Source organism: Streptomyces sp. WAC06614 (genome assembly GCF_003949795.1).
GTDB lineage: Bacteria > Actinomycetota > Actinomycetes > Streptomycetales > Streptomycetaceae > Streptomyces.
Map to the genome: position 1 here is coordinate 16,848 of NZ_RPRY01000005.1, position 20,773 is coordinate 37,620.

20 protein-coding genes and 1 tRNA gene are annotated in these 20,773 nt (G+C 72.8%); 8 read left to right on the top strand and 13 right to left on the bottom strand.

The features are described from left to right. Positions 1-21: 21 nt before the first annotated feature. From EF918_RS01325 to EF918_RS01335, 3 genes are read left to right on the top strand one after another with little or no spacing between them, the layout of a single operon-like run. Entirely contained in the window at positions 22-1,446 is a 1,425-nt protein-coding gene (locus EF918_RS01325; RefSeq protein ID WP_260609690.1) for a lactate utilization protein B, read from the top strand. After that, on the top strand, positions 1,443-2,228 hold the full coding sequence (locus EF918_RS01330) for an LUD domain-containing protein (RefSeq protein WP_125639172.1): 786 nt from the start codon (positions 1,443-1,445) through the stop codon (positions 2,226-2,228). The genes EF918_RS01325 and EF918_RS01330 overlap by 4 nt, the downstream gene beginning before the upstream one ends. 4 nt (positions 2,229-2,232) lie before the next feature. Continuing rightward, entirely contained in the window at positions 2,233-2,628 is a 396-nt protein-coding gene (locus EF918_RS01335) for a VOC family protein (RefSeq protein ID WP_125639174.1), read from the top strand. 71 nt (positions 2,629-2,699) lie between these two features. Here the strand turns inward: EF918_RS01335 and EF918_RS01340 are convergent, their stop codons facing one another. Beyond that, complete coding sequence (locus EF918_RS01340; RefSeq protein WP_125639176.1) at positions 2,700-3,179, bottom strand: DUF309 domain-containing protein; 480 nt, start codon at positions 3,177-3,179, stop codon at positions 2,700-2,702. 106 nt (positions 3,180-3,285) lie between these two features. On the opposite strand from EF918_RS01340, the gene EF918_RS01345 reads away from it, so the two are divergent. Continuing rightward, positions 3,286-3,362 (top strand) — tRNA-Pro (locus EF918_RS01345). A gap of 209 nt (positions 3,363-3,571) precedes the next feature. Here the strand turns inward: EF918_RS01345 and EF918_RS01350 are convergent. The 4 genes from EF918_RS01350 to EF918_RS01365 form a co-directional block, all read right to left on the bottom strand. After that, positions 3,572-5,848: a DPP IV N-terminal domain-containing protein gene (locus EF918_RS01350; RefSeq protein WP_125639178.1), complete on the bottom strand. Its 2,277-nt coding sequence runs from the start codon at positions 5,846-5,848 to the stop codon at positions 3,572-3,574. A gap of 49 nt (positions 5,849-5,897) precedes the next feature. Beyond that, positions 5,898-6,569: a DUF4097 family beta strand repeat-containing protein gene (locus tag EF918_RS01355; protein WP_125639180.1), complete on the bottom strand. Its 672-nt coding sequence runs from the start codon at positions 6,567-6,569 to the stop codon at positions 5,898-5,900. A 44-nt stretch (positions 6,570-6,613) separates the two neighbouring features. Beyond that, entirely contained in the window at positions 6,614-6,805 is a 192-nt protein-coding gene (locus tag EF918_RS01360; protein ID WP_125639182.1) for a hypothetical protein, read from the bottom strand. A gap of 114 nt (positions 6,806-6,919) precedes the next feature. Continuing rightward, positions 6,920-7,321, bottom strand: coding sequence for a VOC family protein (locus EF918_RS01365; protein WP_125639184.1), 402 nt, complete (start codon positions 7,319-7,321; stop codon positions 6,920-6,922). Between the two features lie 88 nt (positions 7,322-7,409). Between EF918_RS01365 and EF918_RS01370 the strand changes: the two genes are divergently transcribed. Both EF918_RS01370 and EF918_RS01375 read left to right on the top strand, forming a co-directional pair. Next, positions 7,410-8,312: a LysR family transcriptional regulator gene (locus EF918_RS01370; RefSeq protein ID WP_260609691.1), complete on the top strand. Its 903-nt coding sequence runs from the start codon at positions 7,410-7,412 to the stop codon at positions 8,310-8,312. A gap of 254 nt (positions 8,313-8,566) precedes the next feature. Then, positions 8,567-9,766, top strand: coding sequence for a PP2C family protein-serine/threonine phosphatase (locus EF918_RS01375; RefSeq protein ID WP_125639187.1), 1,200 nt, complete (start codon positions 8,567-8,569; stop codon positions 9,764-9,766). A 161-nt stretch (positions 9,767-9,927) separates the two neighbouring features. Here EF918_RS01375 and EF918_RS01380 read toward each other — a convergent pair whose 3' ends face one another. The 6 genes from EF918_RS01380 to EF918_RS01400 all read right to left on the bottom strand — a co-directional run bounded on the left by EF918_RS01380 (position 9,928) and on the right by EF918_RS01400 (position 16,276). After that, a complete protein-coding gene (locus tag EF918_RS01380) occupies positions 9,928-11,100 on the bottom strand; it encodes a GTP-binding protein (protein WP_125639190.1) in 1,173 nt (390 codons plus the stop codon). 4 nt (positions 11,101-11,104) lie between these two features. Beyond that, positions 11,105-11,275, bottom strand: a complete 171-nt coding sequence (gene rpmF / locus EF918_RS01385) for a 50S ribosomal protein L32 (protein ID WP_125639193.1) — start codon at positions 11,273-11,275, stop codon at positions 11,105-11,107. 193 nt (positions 11,276-11,468) lie between these two features. Then, positions 11,469-12,149: a DUF6445 family protein gene (locus EF918_RS01390; RefSeq protein WP_125639196.1), complete on the bottom strand. Its 681-nt coding sequence runs from the start codon at positions 12,147-12,149 to the stop codon at positions 11,469-11,471. Between the two features lie 443 nt (positions 12,150-12,592). After that, positions 12,593-13,960 (bottom strand): cytochrome P450, encoded by a 1,368-nt coding sequence (locus EF918_RS36675; protein WP_185921547.1) that lies wholly within the window; start codon positions 13,958-13,960, stop codon positions 12,593-12,595. 104 nt (positions 13,961-14,064) lie between these two features. Then, positions 14,065-15,075: a hypothetical protein gene (locus EF918_RS36680; RefSeq protein ID WP_185921548.1), complete on the bottom strand. Its 1,011-nt coding sequence runs from the start codon at positions 15,073-15,075 to the stop codon at positions 14,065-14,067. Positions 15,076-15,154: 79 nt separating this feature from the next. Continuing rightward, positions 15,155-16,276 carry a polyprenyl synthetase family protein gene (locus tag EF918_RS01400; RefSeq protein ID WP_125639199.1) on the bottom strand — a complete coding sequence of 374 codons (1,122 nt, stop codon included), beginning with the start codon at positions 16,274-16,276 and terminating at the stop codon, positions 15,155-15,157. A gap of 911 nt (positions 16,277-17,187) precedes the next feature. On the opposite strand from EF918_RS01400, the gene EF918_RS01405 reads away from it, so the two are divergent. Together EF918_RS01405 and EF918_RS01410 are read left to right on the top strand one after the other, a co-directional pair. Beyond that, the gene (locus tag EF918_RS01405) at positions 17,188-17,580 is read left to right on the top strand and encodes a hypothetical protein (RefSeq protein WP_125639202.1); all 393 of its coding nucleotides are present in this window, start codon (positions 17,188-17,190) and stop codon (positions 17,578-17,580) included. Between the two features lie 82 nt (positions 17,581-17,662). After that, positions 17,663-18,847 carry a zinc-dependent alcohol dehydrogenase gene (locus EF918_RS01410; protein ID WP_125639205.1) on the top strand — a complete coding sequence of 395 codons (1,185 nt, stop codon included), beginning with the start codon at positions 17,663-17,665 and terminating at the stop codon, positions 18,845-18,847. Between the two features lie 25 nt (positions 18,848-18,872). Here EF918_RS01410 and EF918_RS01415 read toward each other — a convergent pair whose 3' ends face one another. Further along, entirely contained in the window at positions 18,873-19,874 is a 1,002-nt protein-coding gene (locus tag EF918_RS01415) for a PHP domain-containing protein (RefSeq protein ID WP_125639273.1), read from the bottom strand. Between the two features lie 61 nt (positions 19,875-19,935). After that, positions 19,936-20,739 (bottom strand): SDR family oxidoreductase, encoded by an 804-nt coding sequence (locus EF918_RS01420; RefSeq protein WP_125639209.1) that lies wholly within the window; start codon positions 20,737-20,739, stop codon positions 19,936-19,938. Positions 20,740-20,773 lie beyond the last annotated feature (34 nt).

A 20,773-nucleotide genomic window follows, 5' to 3' on the forward strand; every position in this document is an offset into this window, starting at 1 on the left:
CCGGAGGCGGCCCGGGCGGCCGTGGCGGACGAGACGCTCCGCGCCAACCTGCGCCACGCCACCGGCACCATCCGCGACAAACGCGCCCGGGCCGTCGCGGAACTGGCCGACTGGGACCGGCTGCGCGCGGCCGGCAAGGCGGTCAAGGACCACACCCTGCGCCACCTGGACCGCTACCTGCTCCAGTTGGAGGAAGCGGTCACCGCCGCCGGCGGCACGGTCCACTGGGCCGCCGACGCCGCCGAGGCCAACCGCCTCGTGACGGACCTGGTCCTCGCCACGGGCGAGCGCGAGGTGGTCAAGGTCAAGTCGATGGCCACCCAGGAGATCGGCCTCGACGAGGCCCTGGAGGCCGCGGGCGTCGCCGCGTACGAGACCGATCTGGCCGAGCTGATCGTCCAGCTCGGCCACGACCGGCCCTCGCACATCCTGGTCCCGGCCATCCACCGCAACCGCGGCGAGATCCGCGACATCTTCCGCGCGGAGATGGCCCGGTGGGGCCGCCCGGCGCCGGCCGACCTCGGCGACAGCCCCGCCGAACTGGCGGAGGCGGCACGGCTGCACCTGCGGGAGAAGTTCCTGCGGGCCAAGGTCGCCGTCTCCGGCGCCAACTTCATGGTCGCCGAGACCGGCACACTGGTCGTCCTGGAGTCCGAGGGCAACGGCCGGATGTGCCTGACCCTCCCCGAGACCCTGATCTCCGTCGTCGGCATCGAGAAGGTGATCCCCACCTGGCGGGACCTGGAGATCTTCCTCCAGCTCCTGCCGCGCTCCTCGACGGCCGAGCGGATGAACCCGTACACCACGATGTGGACGGGAACCACGGACGGCGACGGTCCGTCCGCCTTCCACCTGGTCCTCCTCGACAACGGCCGCACCGACACCCTCGCCGACGCGGTGGGCCGCCAGGCCCTGCGCTGCATCCGCTGTTCCGCCTGCCTCAACGTCTGCCCGGTGTACGAGCGCGCGGGCGGCCACGCGTACGGCTCCGTCTACCCCGGCCCGATCGGCGCCGTCCTCACCCCGCAACTCCGCGGCACGGACACTGCCGTCGACGCCTCGCTCCCGTACGCCTCCACCCTCTGCGGCGCCTGCTACGACGTCTGCCCGGTGGCCATCGACATCCCGGAGGTCCTGGTCCACCTGCGCGAACGGATCGCCCAGGGCGGCCCGGTGACCCGCGGTGGCCTGCGCGTCCGCATCCGCCCCGCCCGCGGCCACGCCGCCGAACGCGCCGCCCTGCGCGCCGCCCGCCACCTGCTGGACCACCCGGGCGTGCTCCGCGCGGGCGAACGCCTCCTGGCCCGCGCCCGCCGCCTGGGCTTCCGCCCCCAGCACCTCCCGGGCCCCGCCCGAGCCTGGACCACCACCCGCGCACTGCCGGAACCGCCCGCGGAGCCGTTCCGTGACTGGTGGATCCGGGAACGGGGGACGACGGACCGATGAGCAGCAAGCACCGCATCCTGGGCCGCATCCGACGCGCCCTGGAGGAGCCGGCCGGCGGGCCGGCGGACCCGGCCCGGCGGCCGGAGCCCGGCGGGCCCTGGGACCCGGCCCTGGGGCCGGAGCCTGGCGGGCCCTGGGACCCGGCCCTGGGGCCGGAGCCTGGCGGGCCCTGGGACCCGGCCCTGGGGCCGGAGCCGGCTGCGCGGCCGGAGCCCGGCATCCCCCGCGACTACCTCCTCCACCACGGGGACCGCACCCCGGCCGAGCGCGTCGACCTGCTCGCGGCGAACCTCACCGAGTACCGGGCCCGGGTCCACCGCACGCACCCCGAGGCCCTGCCCGCACTCCTGGCACGGCTCCTGGCGGAACGCGGCGCGCGGACGGTCCTGGTGCCCCCGGCCCTGCCCGACCCCTGGCTGAGCGCCACGGCGGCAACCCCCGTACCGGACGACCCGACCTCCACCCCCTACGACCTGGACCGGGTGGACAGCGTGGTGACGGGCTGCGCCCTGGCCGTCGCCGAGACGGGCACCCTGGTCCTGGACGGCTCGGCGGACCAGGGCCGCCGCCGGATCACCCTCGTCCCCGACCACCACATCTGCGTGGTCCGCGTACCGGACCAGGTGGTGGACTCCGTCCCCCGAGCGCTGCCCCTGCTGGACCCGACCCGTCCCCTGACCTGGATCTCGGGCCCCTCGGCGACCAGCGACATCGAACTCGACCGGGTCGAAGGCGTCCACGGCCCCCGCACGCTCGACGTCGTCCTGCTCGGGCAGGATTAGGGACATGCCCTCCCACCTCGCCCTCACCGCCCTGGTCGTCGCCGACTACGACGAGGCCATCGACTTCTACACCCGCGCCCTCGGCTTCGACCTCGTCGAGGACACGCCCCGCCCGGACGGCTCCCGCTGGGTGGTCGTGCGGCCGCCGGGCGCCCGGGAATCGGCCCTGCTGCTGGCCCGCGCCAAGGACGACGCCCAGCGTGCCCGCGTGGGCGACCAGACCGGCGGCCGGGTCGGCTTCTTCCTCTGCACCGACGACTTCACCCGCGACCACACCCGCATGACCGCCGAAGGCGTCCACTTCCTGGAGACCCCCCGCCACGAGCCGTACGGCTCGGTCGCCGTCTTCGAAGACCTCTACGGCAACCGCTGGGACCTCCTGCAGCCGAAGCAGCCGTAGCAGACCTGCCGGGCGTCACGCGCCCGTGGCAGGCCTGCCGGGCGTCATGCGCCCGGCGCGCCTGCCGGGCTTCACGCGGAGGACATCAGCCGCGGCGCCTCCGCCACGGCGTCGACCGGCTCCCCGCACTCGACCCGCCCGGCCAGGGCCTCGGCCCAGCACACCAGGCCGGGCACGTCGATGCCGTGCCCGCCGCCCGACGCCGCCACCCCCGCGGCCCCGCGGCGCAACAACCGGGCCCCGCCGACGGCATTGCCCCGGGCCGCGTGCGTCAGCCCGACCGCGAGCTGCGCGAGGCCGCGCCACAGCGCGGCCTCGCCGGCGGGCCCGGTCTTCCACGCGTCCTCGAACACCTCGTGCGCATGGAACGGCATCCCCGCATCGAGCAGCCGCTGCGCCTCGGCCACCGTCCCGGCGGGCGTGCGCACCACCCCCTCGGGCTGCCGCTCGACCCCCTGGGCCCCGTACGGCAACGGCCGCCCCAGCCCGTCCCGCGGCCGCGCACTCCGCGCCCGCCCCTCGGGATCCCGATCCCGCCTCTTCGCCTCCACGCCACCATCCTGCCCCCACCACGGTCACCCGTGCGCACTCACCCCCTGGCGTGGGGTAATGTTCTTCCTGCACCGCCACCCGGGGAAAACCCCAGGTGAGGGGCACCGGGACGTGGCGCAGCTTGGTAGCGCACTTGACTGGGGGTCAAGGGGTCGCAGGTTCAAATCCTGTCGTCCCGACCACGCGGAAACGCAGGTCGGAGGCCGTTCTCTCATCCATGGGAGGGCGGCCTTTTCGTGTGTCCGGGGCCATGGTGACCGCAGCCGTGCCGGGCGGCGCGCTCCGTGGCCGGTCCTGGTCGTGGTGGGCCCCCGCCGCCCGGGCGGGACGCCGGTGCGCGCCCCGTGCTGGGGGCGTGCATCGGCGTCCCGCCCGGGCGGGCCGGTGGGGCTCAGCCGAACAGGTCCGCGAGCAGCTGCGGGCCGATCGGGATCGGTGCGGGGCGGTAGGCGGGGGGTCGCTCGCCCAACAGCTCGCGCACGAGGAAGTCCCAGCAGCGTGTGCGGACATAGGACAGGTGGTCGATGAACGTGTGCTCGGCGCCGGGCAGGACGAACAGCTCGAAGTCCTTGCCGGCGGCGACGAGGCGGTCGGCGAGGCGGAGGCTCTGCTCCGGGTGGACCTGGTCGTCCATCTCGCCGTGGATCAGCAGCAGTCGGCCCGCCAGGCGGTCCGCGATCTCCACGTTGGACGTGCGGGCCCAGGCCTCGGGGTCGTCCGCACCGTCGTAGCTCTCCACGAAACCGGCGTTGAAGTGGCGGGCGTCGTGCGAGCCGGAGAGGGCGACCCCCACCTTGAAGACCTCGGGGAAGTCCAGCATCGCCCGCGCCGCGGCGAACCCGCCCCCGGAGTGGCCGAACACGCCCACCCGGTCCAGGTCCATCCACGGCCGGGTCTCGGCCAGCTGCCGCAGCGCGGCGACGTGGTCGGCCAGGTTGCCCGCGTCGGCCAGCCGGCCGGAGGAGGCGTCGTGGAAGGCCTTGCTCCGCCCAGGGGTACCCCGTCCGTCCAGGGCCACCACGACGAAGCCCAGCGCGGCGAGGGGTTCCGCGTCGATGCCCATCCCGCCGGGGTCGAAGGAAGGGGTGACGCGGGTGAGCTGGGGGCCCGGGTAGACGTGGTCGACGACCGGGTGGCGCCGGTCCGGGTCGAAGCCCCGCGGCCGGTACAGCACCCCGTAGAGGTCCGTCTCCCCGTCGGCGGCCTTGACGCGGAACCGCTCCGGCGGCGTCCAACCGGTGGCGGCGAGCCCGGTGACGTCGGCGCGCTCCAGCTCGACCAGCACCTTCCCGCTCCAGTCGCGGACCGTCGTCACGGGCGGGGTGTCGACCGTGGACGCGGAGTCGATGAAGTACGCCCGGTCACCCGGGAGGGTGACGACGTGGTCCAGGTCGTCGTCGGTGACCCTGGCGAAGCCGGAACCGTCGAGACCGGCCCGGCACACCGTGCGCCGGTACGGGTCCTCGTCGACCAGGCCGGAGGCGGTGAAGTACACCGCCCGCTCCGCCTCGTCGACGTGCAGGATCTGCCGCACTGCCCATTCACCGGAGGTGACCTGTCCGAGCAGGGCGCCGGTGCGCAGGTCGTACCGGTACAGGTGGCCCCAACCGTCCCGCTGCGAGTACCACAGCACCTCGTCGGTCAGCACCCGTACGATCGGCGGCTCGTACGCCCACTGGTTGGGCTCCACCCGGGTGGAGCCGGTCTCGCTGAGCACGGTGGCGACCTCGCCGGTCGCGGGGTCCAGCCGGTGCAGGGTGAGCGTGCGCTGGTCGCGGGGCCGGCCCAGGTAGTACACGGCCGAGCCGTCCGGAGCCCACCACGCCCACTGGGCGGTCACGGGAGACATCACGGGCATGAACAGCGGCTCGGCCTGCGCGCGGACCACCGTGCCCGAGGCGACGTCCAGCACGACCAGTTCGGCCCGCGGTACGTGTGCGTCGCCGGGGTGGGCGAACCGCTGGCTGTGCGTACGCGGCGCGCCGCCGTCGGCGGGCCTGGCCTCGATCAGGTGCGTCTCGCGGACCTCGCGCTCGTCGGTGCGGTGGGTGAGGACCTTGGTCGAGTCGGGTGACCAGGCCACCGCGGGCGGCAGGTACGGCAGGCCGATCTTGCGCAGCAGGGTGCTGTTCGCCGTGCATTCGGGGCCGGTGCCGTACGGGTGGCCGGGGGCGCCGTCGGCGGTCAGCGCCCACTGGCTGCCGTCGGACAGCGAGCGGGCCCACAGGTCGTGGCCGACCCGGTGGACGGCGGTCTTCCCGTCGGGCGAGATCACCTCCAGCGGGTTGCCGGGCGGTGTGAACTCGGCCTGCTCGCAGTGGTATTCCGCCAGGTCGCATCGCCAGTACCCGCCGAACGCGTCGAACTCGACGGCGTCGTCGAGCAGGGCGATGCCCGTGAAGGGCAGGGCCTCGGGGTCGGCGAGCTGTCCTGAGGCGGCGGCCAGCGCTGCGGCGAGCCGGGCATGGTCGAAGGCGGGCTCGCGGGTGCCCGCGGCCGGGTCGACCAGGACGAACCGCTTGCCGGCGCCGTTGCTCACCGCGTACCAGAAGCGGGTCCCCCCGCCGGTCCACTGCGGCCGGACCTTGTCGCCGGTCACCAGCTCGCCCGGGGCGGCGACCCGGCGCAGCAGCTGCTCCGCGGCCTGGTAGTCCTGTGTGGTGGTCATCGTTCTTGTTCCTTCGTGGGTTCCGATGTCGGGGGTGGCAGGGTCGTGGTCAGAGGCTGCGGGCGGTGATGTCGCCGTAGGAGGTGGTCGCGCGGATCTTCAGGCCGGCGTCGGCACCGCCGGTGTCGACGAGCGCGTTGTGGATCCGGCCGTGGCCGGTTCCGGCGTCCAGCGAGGCGGAGACCCCGTGGGCGGCGCCGACGGAGATCTCGCCGTGCTCCGTGGTCAGGGTGACCGTGCCGGTCACGGCCTCGGTGATGCGGATGTCGCCCTTCTGGGTGCTGACGTGGGCGGAGCCGCCCAGGCGGCCGATCGAGACGTCTCCGGCCTGGAGCACGAGGCGTGCGCCCGCGGTCTCGGCGAGTTCGACCGTGCCCTGCGCAGCCTCGACGGCGACGTCGCCGAGCCGTCCGACACCGTGGAACTCGGCGGCGGCCGACTTCGCCTCGACGCGCGAGCCGGCGGGCAGGTGGACGTTCACCTCGACGGATCCGGAGTCGCCGAGGACCTGGTTCTTCACCGCGGGGGCCGTGATCCGCAGGACGCCGTCGCTGTAGGCGACGGTGGTCCGCCCCGCCGCGCGCAGGTCGCGTGCCTTCGAGGCGTCCGCGGGCAGGACCTCGACGGTGGTGTCGGTCCGATCGGCGGCGACGAACCGGATGCGTCCCGCGGGGACGTCCAGGACGGCGGCCGGCGTGCCGGGGGTGTCGAACTTCTGCATGGTGCTCTCCTCGAGCTCGTTGTTCCTGATGGCGGGGTCGTGCGTCAGGGCCCGGCGACCGGGGCGAACTGGTCCTGGGTCGGCGCGGGTCCGCCGGCGGCGGCTCCTTCGGCCGCCGCCTTCCGGGCGGCCCGCCCCGCGTCCTCCTTGGCGGCGGCCTCCGCCTCGCGGCTCCGCAGGAGGCGGAGGGCCAGCAGCGGGGCGCCCAGCACGGCGCAGACACCGACCAGGAGCATCGCGGTGGTCAGTGGCCCGCGCCGGACAGCGCCATGCCCAGCGGGTCGGCGGCGGCGCGGATCGGACCGCTGCGGGTGTCTTGTCTCTTCCACGGAAGACGAAAAGCCCTTCGACTAGGAGCGTTCGGGGGCGCCGGCCGGCGGCACCCATGAGGTGAGCTGGACCACGACGCCGTTGGGATCGGTGAGCTGGAACAGCTGCTCACCCCACGGCTCCCGGCGGATGCCGCCGTCGATGGCGGCTCCCTCGCGGCGGAGCCGTTCGTACGCGGCCGTGAGGTCCGTGACGATCAAGGTCACGGCCAGATCGGCCAGCCCCTGGCCCCGCCGGGCCCGCGGCGACTGCTCGGGGTCGCGCTCGGTCAGGGCGATCTCGGCGGAGGTGTCGTCCCGGCGGAGGCAGACGTATCCCTGCGCCGACTCGACTTCGTGGAAGCCGAGATGAGTGGTGAAGAACCGGCTGGAGGCGTCCACGTCATCCACGGTCAGGGACACCTTGGTAGTGACGACGTTCATGCACTGAGCATCCGGTGTGGACAAGAGGGTGATCAACGGATGATCATGCAACGCTGGTTGAGCCTGGGGTTAACGAACATGCGGGGACGTGGGGCGCGTGGAGCTGCGCGACATCGAGATCTTTCTGACGTTGTCGGAGGAGCTGCACTTCGGACGGACCGCCGAACGGCTGCACGTATCGGCGGCGAGGGTCAGCCAGGCGATCAAGAAGCAGGAACGGTCGATCGGGGCCGAGCTCTTCGAGCGGACCAGCCGCCAGGTACGGCTCACACCGGTGGGCGAGCAGCTTCGTGACGATCTGCTCCCCGTCTTCCGGGGGCTGAAGGCGAGCGTGGACCGGGCGCGGCTCGCGGCCCAGGGCAAGACGGACGTCCTGCGGATCAACCTGCTCGTCTCCAACGCACAGGAGCTGCGGCCCTTCTGGGACGCGTTCCGCTCCCTGAACCCGACGTGCGGGATACGGCTGCGCTACAACGGCTTCATCGATCCGTTCGGGCCGCTGCGCAGGGGCGAAGCGGACCTGCTGCTCGCGTGGCTCCCCGTCGAGGAACCGGACCTCACCGTGGGCCCGGTGCTGTTCGAGGAGCCCCGGGTCGCGGCCGTGGCGTCCGACCACCGGCTGGCGGTCCGGTCCTCGGTGTCCCTGGAGGTGTTCGCCGACAACGGCGTGATCGGCGGGGAGTCGCTGCAGCCCGACTACTGGGAAAACTCGTTCATGCCCTTCTACACGCCCAGCGGCCGCAAGATCGAGCGGAACTTCTGCGTCGCCACCGATCTGGACTCGCTCTTCATGATCATCTCTTCGGGTGAGGCGGTCCACTCCTTCGCGTCCCAGGTCACCCGCTTCCACGTCCGTCCCGACATCACCTATGTGCACCTCCACGACGCGCCGATGCTGCGGTGGGGCCTGGTCTGGCGGTCGGACAACGACAACCCGATGGTCCGGTCCTTCGTACGCATCGCCCGCGAACTCGGCCCCATGTCCTTCTGAGCCGCCTTCCGCCGCCGCGGGCAGCTGGTGACGGCAAGCCCGGAGTCCGGCGGCGAGCCGGCCGCGGCGGTGTCGTTCCCGGCCGTGGTGTGGCTTGCCGGGCCGGCGAGGGGCATTCTTGTGGGTGAGCCCCCGGTTCGGGTCAGGTGGCCGACCGGCTCCGGGCCCGCTCCTGGAAGCCCGAGCCCGGAGCCCGCGTCGTTCACGGCAGTGCCGGACAGGGTTGCGCAGCCCGCGTGGTGGGAGGCACCTGGATGGCAGCCGGACAGTGCGGGGCGTCGGATCGCTCCGAGAGCTTCGGGGAAGAGCTCCTGGGCGGGCTCCTGGAGCTTGCCACGGAGCTACCGCCCCATCTGGTCGGTCCGGCCGTGGCCGGCACGGTGGCCCGGCTGGGAGGGCGACAGGTGCAGATCCTCCTCCAGGACTACGGGCAGGAGCAGCTGGTTCCCCTGGCGGGCGAGGGGCTGGAGGGTGGCGAACCGCTGTGGATCGACCGCTCGGGTGCGGGCCGGTGTCTTCTCACCTCCCGGCCGGTCGAGGTGGTGCTGGACGAAGGGGTCCGGGTCTTCGTGCCGCTGCGGAACGGTGGTGACCAGGCGGGCGTCCTGGCCGTCACGCTGGACCGGGTCGATGACGACGACCGCCGGCTCCTGCGCAGGATCGCGGGGCTCGTCGGCGAGATGATGGAGACCAGGAACGGCTGCACCGACCTGTTCTTCCGCACCCGGCGCGGCGAGCCGATGAGCGTGGCCGCGGAGATCCAGTGGTCGCTGATGCCGCCCCTGGTCATGGTGACGCCGCGCGTCACCGTTGCCGGAGTCCTGGAGCCCGCCTACGACGTGGCCGGCGACAGCTTCGACTACGCGCTGAACGGGGACACCTTCCACCTTGCGATGATCGACGCCATGGGACACGGCCTCAACGCCGCCACCCTGGCCACGGTGGCCATCGGCGCGTACCGGCACGCCCGCCGGATCAGCATCGAGCTCTCCGAGATCTACCTCTTCATGGACCGGGCGGTGGCCGAGCAGTTCGCACCCGACCACTTCGTCACCGCCCAGATGATGCGCCTCGACACCGACACGGGCCGCATGCAGTGGGTCAATGCCGGCCACCCCGCCCCCATGCTGATCCGCGGGCACCGGGTCGTGGGCCGCCTGGACAGTCCCACGACCCTGCCCGTCGGCTTCGGGGGGGCGCAGCCGCAGCTCGGTGAGGTGGCGCTCGAACCGGGGGACCGCATCCTCTGCTTCACCGACGGGCTGATCGAGGAGCATGAGAGCGGGCAGGAGCAGTTCGGTGAGGATCAGCTGATCGACTGGGTGAACCAACTGGAGGAGACGGACCGGGCGGTCCGCGCGGTGGCACGGGACCTCTCCCACACGCTCAAGCGGGCCCGTGGCGAAGTGACCTCGGACGACGCCACCCTCGTCCTGGTCGAGTGGCGCGGATGACGGGGCCCGGGCACGTCGGCCCACAGGCGTCGCCGTCCAAGCCCCTCTCGAAACCTCTCGGGCCCAGGTCCCGCGACATGCGGAGGTGACCGCGCAGGCAGAGCACTCTTCCGTACGGGCCTTCGTGGTGGACGGCTGCGACCACCGGCCGGCCCGGAGGTTCAGGCTTCCGCCGGGCTGTGCTCGTGGACGTCGCAGGCGTCGTCGATTCCGTACGTCGCCCAGGCGGGGAACTCGTCGCCGGCCGGTGCGGCCTCGTCCGGTGCGAGCAGGCAGGCATCGAGCGCCGCCAGCAGCGCCTTGGGGCGCAGGCCGGTGCCGATGAAGACCAGTTCCTGGCCCTGGGTGGTGCCCGGTCCGCGGATGCCGGAGGGTTCGAAGCGGGCGACGGCTCCGGCCTGGGACCACAGGCCGGTCACGTGGGGGCGGCTGGCGAGCCGGAAGAATCCCTTGGAGCGCAGGATCCGCCCGAACGTGCCGCTGTCGAGGTCCTTGGTGACGAACGTCCACAGCCTGCCCGGATGGAAGGCGGTGTCGGCGCGGAACACGACCGAGGAGACCCCGTACTCCTCGGTTTCGGGGACGTGGTCGCCGTTGAGCTCCTGCACCCAGCCCGGCGCCTGCTGCGCCTTCTCCACGTCGAACAATCCCGTGTCCAGGATGTGTTCGAGGGCGACGTGCCCGCGCACGGCGGGCACGATGCGGGCGGCCGGGTTCAGCCGGGTCAGTGCGGCCCGCAGGCGTATGGCGTGGTCCGGCTTGACCAGATCGAGCTTGTTGAGGATGAGCACGTCGGCGAACTCGACCTGGTCGACGAGGAGATCACTGAGGGTGCGCTCGTCGTCCTCGTACGCGGCGAGCCCGCGCGCGGCCAGCTCGTCGCCGCCTTCCAGCTCGCGCAGGAAGTTCGCTGCGTCGACCACCGTGACCATCGTGTCCAGACGGGCGAGGTCGCCGAGGGTGGCGCCGTCGTCCCGGGGGAAGGAGAAGGTGGCGGCGACCGGCATGGGCTCGGAGATACCGCTTGACTCGACGAGCAGGTAGTCGAAGCGGCCTTCGCGGGCGAGCCGGTCGACCTCCTCCAGCAGGTCGTCGCGCAGGGTGCAGCAGATGCACCCGTTGGTCATCTCGACCAGCCGCTCCTCGGTGCGCGAGAGCGCCGCCGCGCCGCCGCGCACGAGCGCGGCGTCGATGTTGACCTCGCTCATGTCGTTGACGATCACCGCGACCCGGAGGCCGTCGCGGTTGCCGAGCACATGGTTGAGCAGGGTGGTCTTTCCCGCGCCGAGGAAGCCGGACAGTACGGTCACCGGCAGGCGGTCGTACGAAGTCATGGACTCAGCCCTCGGGTCGGAGCAGACCGCGCTCGTACGCCTTCACCAGGCGCTGCGGCACCTGGTGCACCGAGCCGTCGACGGTGACCGGCACCAGCTGGGACGTGGTCGCCTTCCACCGGGCGCGGCGGTGACGGGTGTTGCTGCGGGACATCTTCCGCTTGGGGACGGCCATGTGAAGCTCCTCGCCTCGCTTGATCGCTTGCTCCGCCGTGACGGCACGGCTGACTCGTCCGTCTGCGCGCGGCAGGCCGCACACGGACCCCCACACCCTAACCATTAACGGTAATCATTTTCAATAACGGGCAGCCGGCGCGTGCCCCGCATGACGGCCCGGCGGCAGCGGGCCCCCGCTGCCGCCCCGGCTCTCACGCCATCCAGAAGAAGACCGCCGTCATGCGCTTGTCCTCCAGGGTGGTGCCCCAGTAACCCGTGGCGGTGTGGATCATGTTGGCGGTGTAGAGGAGGAGCCGGTTGTAGCGGTGCGGGACGCGGATGTCCTCGGTGAAGGAGTCCGGCGGGACGAACCGCGTGCCCAGGGCGTCGACGAGGTTGTCGTGCGGCGCCGTCACCATGTTGCCGCCGAGGAGGCCGCCCGGCAGGCTCTGCCGGTAGAAGCTCGTCCCGCAGTCCTTGGGCACGTCCGGATTGAGGTACAGGACCGCGGCGTAACGGCAGAGGCTGCGCGAGTCCGTGTGAGGGCGCGGCTCACACTCGTCCTGGCCGACGACCTGGACGCAGTTGTGGTTGAAGGTGCCCCCGCCCGGGTCCTTCAGCGCCCATATCTCCTTCGCCCCGGTCGCCTTCCTGACCAGCCGCTCGACCTGCGCGAGCTCGTCCGCTTCGAGCCCCGGCATCGTGCGCAGCCCGGGCCAGGCCTCGGGCTTGTGGGGATAGCCTTCGGTCCAGTCGGTCCTGGCCAGACAGCGGGCCCGTACGGCGTCCGCGTCGGGCAGCGCGTCGTCGAGCACCCAGTAGTCGCGGCCGCGGGTGGGCTTGCGATAGGGGAGTACCGGGAGCGCCCGGCCGCGTGGGGGGTGTGAGGGCATGCGGCAGACCTTAGAGTCGCGTGCGTCAAGCGCTCTTCCGCGAACGGGTCAATCTTCCGTCAATTCCGTTGGACGTAAGGCGCCGACGACCCTCCACGCGCCCACCGCCGCTTCGTCCCCGTCCCCGTCCCTTCGCTCGCCCCCCCCGCTCCGCCATGTCGCCCACGCGCGCGACGTGAGCGAACGCGGTTGCTGGTGTCCGGACGTGACCCGAGCCCAGGGCACCGCGAGCCAACCCGCCAGGAGCTTCTTCGGTCGTCGCCGGCGGGGGAGGTGGTGCCTCCCTAGCCCCGGTGGGCTCGTGTCCTCCTTTCGCTGTCGGCCGGCGCGCAGAAGGTCGGGGCGGCCGGCGCGACGTACCGCCCACCCGCGCAGGGTCGGGCCGCCCGGCGCGGCGCCGGTGAGGGGTGCCCGGGCGGGCGGCCTGCGGAAGGGGCGTCGTCTCAGGACTTCCTGCGGTACGCCCTGACGTGGAAGGAGCGGAGGTTGAGGGTGAGGCCGATGCCCTTGCGGGGCGGGGGTGCGTCCGGGTCGGGGACGAGGTGCCAACGAGAGGCGATGGTGGCGATGACGAGGGTGGCTTCGGTGATGCCGAAGGTGTCGCCGATGCATTTGCGGGCGCCGTGGCCGAACGGCACCAGGGCCCTGGACTGCTGGCGTGAGGTGCGTTCGGGGAGCCAGCGGTCCGGGTCGTAGCGGCGGGGGTCGGGGAAGACGTCGGGGAGGTGGTGCAGGAGGTACGGGCTCCAGAACATGGCGGTGCCGGCGGGGAGGTGATGGCCGGCGAGTTCGGCCGGCTCGGTCACGGTCCGGGAGAAGAACCAGCCCGGCGGGGTCAGCCGTAGCGACTCGGTGATGCAGCGGTCGAGGTGTTCGAGGCGGGGTAGGTGCTCGTACGCGACGGGGTGGCCGGCCAGGACCTCGTCGAGCTCGCGGTACAGCGCCTCGTGTGCGGCCCTGTGCCGGGCCAGGTGGTAGATGGTCCAGTTCAGGGCCGTCTGGCTGCTTTCGACGCCGGCGAAGAAGAGGGTGACGATCTGGTCGGTGAGCTCCTCGTCGCTGAAGGACCCTTCCTCGGCGGTGGTGGCGCCCACGAGTGAGGCGAGCAGGGAGTCGGTGTTGCCTCCCCTGGTGCGCTGTCGGTCGATGCAGGTCCGGGCGAGGGCGCGGATGAAGGTGACGCTCTCGTTGAACTGCCGGGTGGCGGGGGTGGGCAGGTGGTTCAGGGCCGGCAGCGGGGTGGTCAGGCGCCGGTAGGAGAGGTGGAAGAAGCGTTCCAGGTGACCGGGGAGGTCGGCGAGTTCGGCGTCGGTGAGGTGGGCGCCGAGGAGGGCGCGGATGGTGATGCGGGCGGTCGTCGCGGTCAGCAGCTCGGCCACGTCGAAGGCCTGTCCGTCGGTCCAGTCGGCGGTCAGGCGGTCGGCTTCCTGCTGCATCACGGCGGCGTAGTCGGCCAGGCGCTGCGGGGAGAAGGACGGTTGCATCAGGGCGCGCTGGCGGCGGTGGTCGCTGCGCAGGCTGGTGCCCAGGCCGTTGCCCATGCTTTCGCGGGCGCGGTCGAAGATGGGGCCGCCCTTGTCGAAGACGCTCGGTCGGGAGAGGAGTTGGTGGACCAGGTCGGGGGCGCACACCATGTAGGCGGTGGCGGGGCCGAGTTTGATGCGGACGAGGTCGCCGTGGGCGGGCAGGGACGTCATGAAGGACAGCGGGGTCCGGCGCAGGGCGAGGGCGTGGCCGAGCACGGGCAGGGCCCCGGGGGCGGCACCCACACGCCACCGCTTGCTGTCTTCCTTCGTCGTACGTCGAGTCACGGGCGAGCTCCTGGTGGTCGGCGAGGCGGCGGGACACGGCCGGATGGACGGCGGCGCGGGGTGGTCGCGGGGCGGTTCGGACGGAGCGCGGTGCGCGGGTGGAGTCACACCGGGTCGGTGACTGCCCGGTCGCGGTCGGCGTCCGGGGGGACGTGGCCGTAGCGCGGGACGAACAGGTGCCACTGGTAGTTCGACCTCATCCAGTTCCGCAAGGCGGTCGTGTAGTGCTCCAGTGCGGTCATCCGTTCCGGAGACAGGCCCTCGCGCCACCACGAGGACAGCACAGCGCTTTCCAGGTCCAGGTACTCCCCGACGGCGTCGGCCACGAGCTTCTGAGCGCGGGCGACGGCCTGGTCCTGGGTGAGCGCCTCGTGGTGCATGAGGACGCTGAGCAGGTTGGGGACCTTCTCGCCGCGTCTTCTTTCCCGTTCGAAGGAGTGCACGTCGTTGATGCCGATGATGGTGTGGATGACGAGCTCGCCCAGCCGGGCCAGGCGCGGGTCTTGCAGGACCGGCGCGGGCAGGTGGGTGCGGTGCAGGCGCTCGGACCAGTCGTAGAGGACGCGCATGCCGGTGGCGGTGCCGCGGTCGCGCAGGTAGTCGTCGTAGGTGGGGATGCCGTGCCGGTCGACCACGACGATCTCCCAGTCGTAGTGGTTGTCGAGGAACTCCCGCCAGTGGGTGCGGTGCCGGTCGATCCAACTCTCCGGCATGCCCTCGCACAGCCGCTGCCACACCTGCCCGAAGGCGGTCACGACCGGGTCGTCCCCGCCGGTCTCCTCCCCGGACTCCTCGCCGTGCATGAGGGCCGCCATGGCCTTGCAGCGGGCGGCGACGCCGTCCAGGGTGGGGCGCGGGTTGCTCCCGCAGTCCTCGTCCTCCAGGGTGAACATCACCCCCATCGCGTCGCACGACAGACTCAGGTCCTCGTGGCTGATCGCCGGGTACGCACCCGACATCAGCTCCGGGATCCGGGCCATCTCGTACTCGGGCACGGTGCCTTCGTCCAGCAGACCGCGCGCGAACATCCACTGCCGGGCCAAGGGCGTCACCTCCTCCTGGTGGGGGTTGGTGGAGTAGCGGAAAGGCATGCGGAAATCGGTGACGAAGGGCATGTTGCTCCTGCCTGAAGGAGACCGGTGAGCCTGAGGAGCCCGCGGGGGAAGAGAGGGGGAAGGACGCGGCCGGGCGGGCTCAGTGCGTCCTCTCCGTGGCGGCTTCGACGAAGGAGCGCAAGGTCGCCAGCACGGGATCGGGCGCGGCCACGTGGGCGAGGGCTGCCAGGGCCTCGTCGCGGCGGCTGCTGATCATCGTCTCGACCCTGCGGCGGGCCCCCGTCGAGGTCAGGAGGGTGCGGATACGGGCCGCGCCGGCCTCGTCCAGGTGCGGGTCGCCGACCAGCGCATCGATCTCGTCGCGGTCGCCGGGGCCGGCGTACGAGCGGCCCAGTGCCAGCAGGACGGTGTGCTTGCCCTCGCGCAGGTCGTCCAGGCGCGGCTTGCCCGTGGTGTCCGGGTGGCCGAAGACACCCAGGAGGTCGTCCCGTAGCTGGAACGCCTCGCCCAGAGGGAGGGCGAACGCGGTGAGCGCGTCCAGCAGGGCGCCGGGCGCGTCGGCGAGGACGGCGCCCAGGTGCAGGGGGCGCTCGACGGTGTACTTGGCGGTCTTGTAGCGGATGGTCTGCAAGGCCACGTCCAGGCCCCCCTCGTGCGCACCGGCCCCCGCGGGGGTGCAGGAGTGGGTGACGTCGAGGTACTGGCCGCACATCACCTCGGTGCGCATCGTGTCCATCAGCGAGAGAGCGGCCGACAGCCGGGACGGGGACAGGCCTGCGGTGTGGAGGAGCTCGCCCGACCAGCACAGGGCGAGGTCACCGATGAGGACCGCGCAGGAGTCCCCGACCAGGGACGCCGCGCGGGGTCCGAGCCGCGTGCGGCGGGCGGCGAGCGTGCGGTGCAGGGTCGGCCGGCCCCGGCGGGTCGCGGACCGGTCCATGAAGTCGTCGTGGATCAGACAGAAGGCGTGGAACATCTCCAGCGCGGCGGCTGCCCGGACGACGGCCGGGGGCGCAATGGCATCGGCGTCGGCCGCCACGTGCCAGCCCGTCACACACAACAAGGGGCGCAGCCGCTTCCCGCCGGCCGCGAGGAACCCGCTGAGCAGCTCGGTGACCTCGGCAGGCAGCCGACCGTCCGCAGCGGTCTCGGCCTTCTCGGCCAAGAAGTCGGCCAGGACGCCGTCGACGGCGGCCCGGGCCGCGGCCAGGTCGACCCCGCCTCGGGACCGGACCGGGGCCACCGTGTCTCCCGCGGTCATTCCCCCCTCCGCCGGGCGTCGCGCGGTAAGGCATCCACAGCCGACACCGTCATGGGGCGTCACGTCCAATCCGTCCGAGGAGGCACTGCCTCGACCAGGCCTGCCCATCCGGCCGGTGCAGAAACGTCACTTCAGGGCCTACCTGGAGCACGGGAGGCTCACGGCGCCGGGGCCGCCCACGGGCATGGCCGCCACCGCACCATCACCACCTCACCGCGCATCCCTTCCGACGGCCCGGTGCCGTAACGGGCGGCGACGCACCGTGCTCGTCGCGCTGCATGCTCCTCCGGCCGCCCCCCTGCGCACCGAACGTGCACACACCGCCCTCCTCCACGGGGAGTGGCTGCGCCGCCGGCGCCGCAAGGGCGAGGCCCGGACACGCCTGCGCGAGGCGTACGAGGGGTTCACGTCCATCGGCGCGGCCGCCTTCGCCGAGCGCGCCCGGCCGGAACTGCGCGCCACCGGCCGGCAGACCCGCAGGCGCACAGCGGGCACCGACGACCAGCTCACGCCCCAGGAGTCCCGCATCGCCCGCACGGCCGCCCAGGGCGCCCTCCAACCAGGAGAGCGCCACGCACCCGTTCCTCGGCGCGGGCACCGTGGAGTACCACCTCGAGAAAACCTTCCGCAAGCTCGGGATCACGTCCCGCCGACGCCCTGCGACAGCACTGGAGCCATGACCCCGGCCGGCACGGCCCCGGCCGCGCCGGCCAGCGCCGCAGGCGCCTGTCCCAGCGCGACGTTCGAGGGGGTCGGAGCAAACACCTCGCCGGCCGGGGCATGGGTCGGCCGTGAATGGACAGCCGCCGCATAGCAGGTCCGTGCCCGAGTCCCGGCCCCGGACGATCCGCGGGGTCGGTGAAACGACCGGGGGACCGGGCGACCGGCGGACCGGAAGGCAGGTGAGCGTCATGACCGAGGAACCGAGGTCGCACCCCAAGCACGGCGAGGGTGCAGCCAGTCCGCACAAGGGGACCGCGCAGCACGGCTGGGCCCGCGACGTCGATGTGACCCACACGGAGGAGAACCCGAGCGCGCGGCGTTCGTTCCACCCGGACGAGCACGCCCCGGAGAAGGGCACCGGGCGCCAGGTCTCCGAGAAGGAGGCCGGCAACCCGCACGGGGAGCCCGTGAAGAGCACGGGCCGCCGCGGTGAGCGGCAGGCCAAGGCCGGGAGCGACGACAAGGGCATGCACGACACCGGCCCGCGGGGCCGGAGCGGGCGTCCCAGCGGGACCCGGGACGCGCGCGCCGTCACCGGCGTCGACCCCCAGGAACCCGCCCACGGGGGACCGGCGCACTGACCGGACCTGTGGGCCGGCCGGCCGACGGCGAGGCCGCGGCGAGGCGCCGGCGTGCGTACGCACATGTCACAGAGGAGGCGTGATGAGAGCCGTGACCTGGCAGGGCCGCCGCAAGATCGAGGTGGCAGACGTTCCGGATCCGCAGATCGTCGACCCCACGGACGCCGTGATCAAGGTGACGACCACCGGGTTGTGCGGCTCCGACCTGCACCTGTACGAGGTGCTGGGGCCGTTCCTGGACGCCGGGGACATCCTGGGGCACGAGCCGATGGGAGTGGTCGCCGAAGTGGGGTCCGGGGTCGAGGAGCTGAAGGTCGGCGACCGGGTGGTCGTCCCGTTCAACGTGTCCTGCGGGACCTGCTTCATGTGCGAGCGCGGCCTGCACTCGCAGTGCGAGACGACCCAGGTCCGTGAGTACGGCACCGGCGCGAGCCTGTTCGGCTACACCAAGCTCTACGGCCAGGTGCCCGGCGGACAGGCCGAATACCTGCGCGTCCCCTTCGCCGACACTCTGCCCATCCGCGTGCCCGACGGCCCGCCGGACGAGCGGTTCGTGTACCTGTCGGACGTCCTGCCGACCGCCTGGCAGGCCGTCGCCTACGCCGATGTCCCGCCCGGCGGCAGCGTGGCCGTCCTGGGCCTCGGGCCCATCGGGGACATGGCCACCCGCATCGCCGCCCATCGCGGGGCCGGCCAGGTGATCGGCATCGACCTGGTGCCCGAACGCCTCGCCCGCGCCGCCGGCCACGGCGTCCAGCCGTTCGACCTGGCCCAGTACGGGGACGAGCTCGTCGACGCGGTCCGCGAGGCGACCGGTGGGCGCGGCCCCGACGCCGTGATCGACGCCGTCGGGATGGAGGCGCACGGCAGTGCCGGCGCCAAGGCGGCCCAGACCGTGACCGGCCTGCTCCCGGACGCCATGGCGGCCGCGCTGATGAAGAAGGCGGGCGTGGACCGGCTGGGCGCCCTGGAGATGGCCATCGACCTCGTACGCCGCGGCGGAACCATCTCGGTCTCCGGCGTCTACGGGGGCGCGGCCGACCCGCTGCCGCTGCTGACCATGTTCGACAAGCAGATCCAGCTGCGCATGGGCCAGGCCAACGTCCGGCGCTGGGTGGACGACCTGATGCCCTTGGTGACCGACGGCGACCCCCTCGGCGTGGAAGGCTTCGCCACCCACCGGCTGTCCCTGGAGCAGGCGCCGGAGGCGTACGCGGACTTCCAGAAGAAGCGGGACAACGTGGTCAAGGTCCTCTTCCGTCCCTGAGGGCCGGCGGGCCGGGCCGGCCGCGTCATCGCCGGCCGGTCCTGCTCCCCAGCAGCCGCCCGAGCGGCCAGCTCGTGATCAGCCGGTCTGATCCGAGGCCGATCCGTGCTGCGCGGGCGTAGCCCGTGCTCTGCCAGTGGAGCTGTTCGGGGGCATGGGCATCGGTGTCCACGGCGAAGCGGCAGCCCGCGGCGGCGGCCCGCAGGAGCAGGTCGTCCCGCGGGTCGCGCCGTTCGGGGCGGCAGTTGATCTCCACGGCGGTGCCGGATTCGGCGCACGCGGCGAACACGGCCTCGGCGTCGAAGCGGGACTGCGGGCGCCCCCGGCCGGTGATGATCCGGCCCGTGCAGTGCCCCAGGACGTCGACGTGCGGGTTGCGTACGGCGGCCAGCAGACGGGCGGTCATCGGCCCGGGCTCCGAGCGGAGCTTGGAGTGCACCGAGGCCACGACGACGTCGAGCCGGCCCAGCAGGTCCTCGTCCTGGTCGAGCGAGCCGTCGTCGAGGATGTCGCACTCGATGCCGCTCAGCAGCCGGAAGCCGGGGCCCAGCCGGGCGTTGACGGCGGCCACGGCCTCCAGTTGGCGTTCGAGCCGCTCGGCGCTCAGGCCGTGGGCGATCGTCAGCCGCGGCGAGTGATCGGTCAGCACGGCCCACCGGTGGCCCAGGGCACGGGCCGCGTCGGCCATGTCCTCGAGCGGGCTGCCGCCGTCCGACCAGTCGGAGTGCAGATGACAGTCCCCGAGGCTCGCGGCCGCGAGGTCCCAGCCGGCACGGGCGTCCGGGCCGGCCTCGGACTCCAGCCGGGCGAGGTAGCCCGGCACCGCGCCGGTCGACGCCTGGGCGATCACCTCGGCGGTGACCGGGCCCACGCCCCGGAGCCGTGCGGCCTCGGCGGCGTCCACCGGGCCCGGCGGCAGGTCGCGTACGGCGTCGGCCGCGGTGTGGAAGGCCCGCACCCGGTACGGGGACGCCCCGCGCCATTCGAGGAGGAAGGCGATCCGGCGCAGCGCCTCGTCGGGGGTCATGGCAGCAGCCTCGTCCAGGGTCATGGCGGGGGCGTTGGCGGGGCCGTTCCGCCGGCGGCGACTACCGGGGGTCGGCCGAGCCGGGCTCGGCCATCCGGCGGTGCGCTTCGGCCTTGAGAGCGTCCGGCAGGACCTTGTCGGCCATGCCCTGCGCCTTGGTCCTCAGCGATCCGGCCACCACCTTGTCCCTGCCCGCGAACAGGGCGTCGAGCCCTTGCTCGGCCACCTGGGCGGGATCGTCCTTCTCGCCCCGGCCGACCTTGGTGTCGCCCATGTCGGCACGGCGGAAGAAGTCGGTGTCGGTGGGCCCGGGCATCAGGGCGGTCACCGTCAGCGGCGAGTCCTCGAGCTCGTTCTGCAGCGCCTGTGCGAAGGACTGCAGGAACGACTTCGAGGCGTTGTACACGGCCTGGAACGAGCCCGGCATGGTGGAGGCGATGGACGACGTGATCAGCATCCGTCCCCGCCCCGCAGCGGCCATCGACCGCAGCAGCCGCTTGGCCAGGTGCACCGTGGAGCGCACGTTCAGATCGATGATCCCGAACTCGTCCGCCAGGTCGGTGTCGAGGAACGCTCCGCCCTCTCCCACGCCGGCGTTCAGCGCGGCCACGGCCACCGGCCGCCCGCAGGAGGCCACCACGGCGACGAGACGCTCCGCCTCGTCGTAGCTCCGCAAGTCGGCCGCCACGGCCTGCACCGTCGCTCCCGTCCGCCGCCGGATCTCCTCCGCCGCGTGGCTCAGGCGCTCCTCGTCGGCGGAGTTCACGATCAGGTCGAAACCCCGCTCGGCGAGCTGCCGGGCGAGCTCGAAGCCGATCCCGCTGGACGCGCCGGTCACCACCGCAAGTTCTCGGTTCCGGGTCATGCGGCGCGTCTACCCGGACCGGGCCGTCGTACCC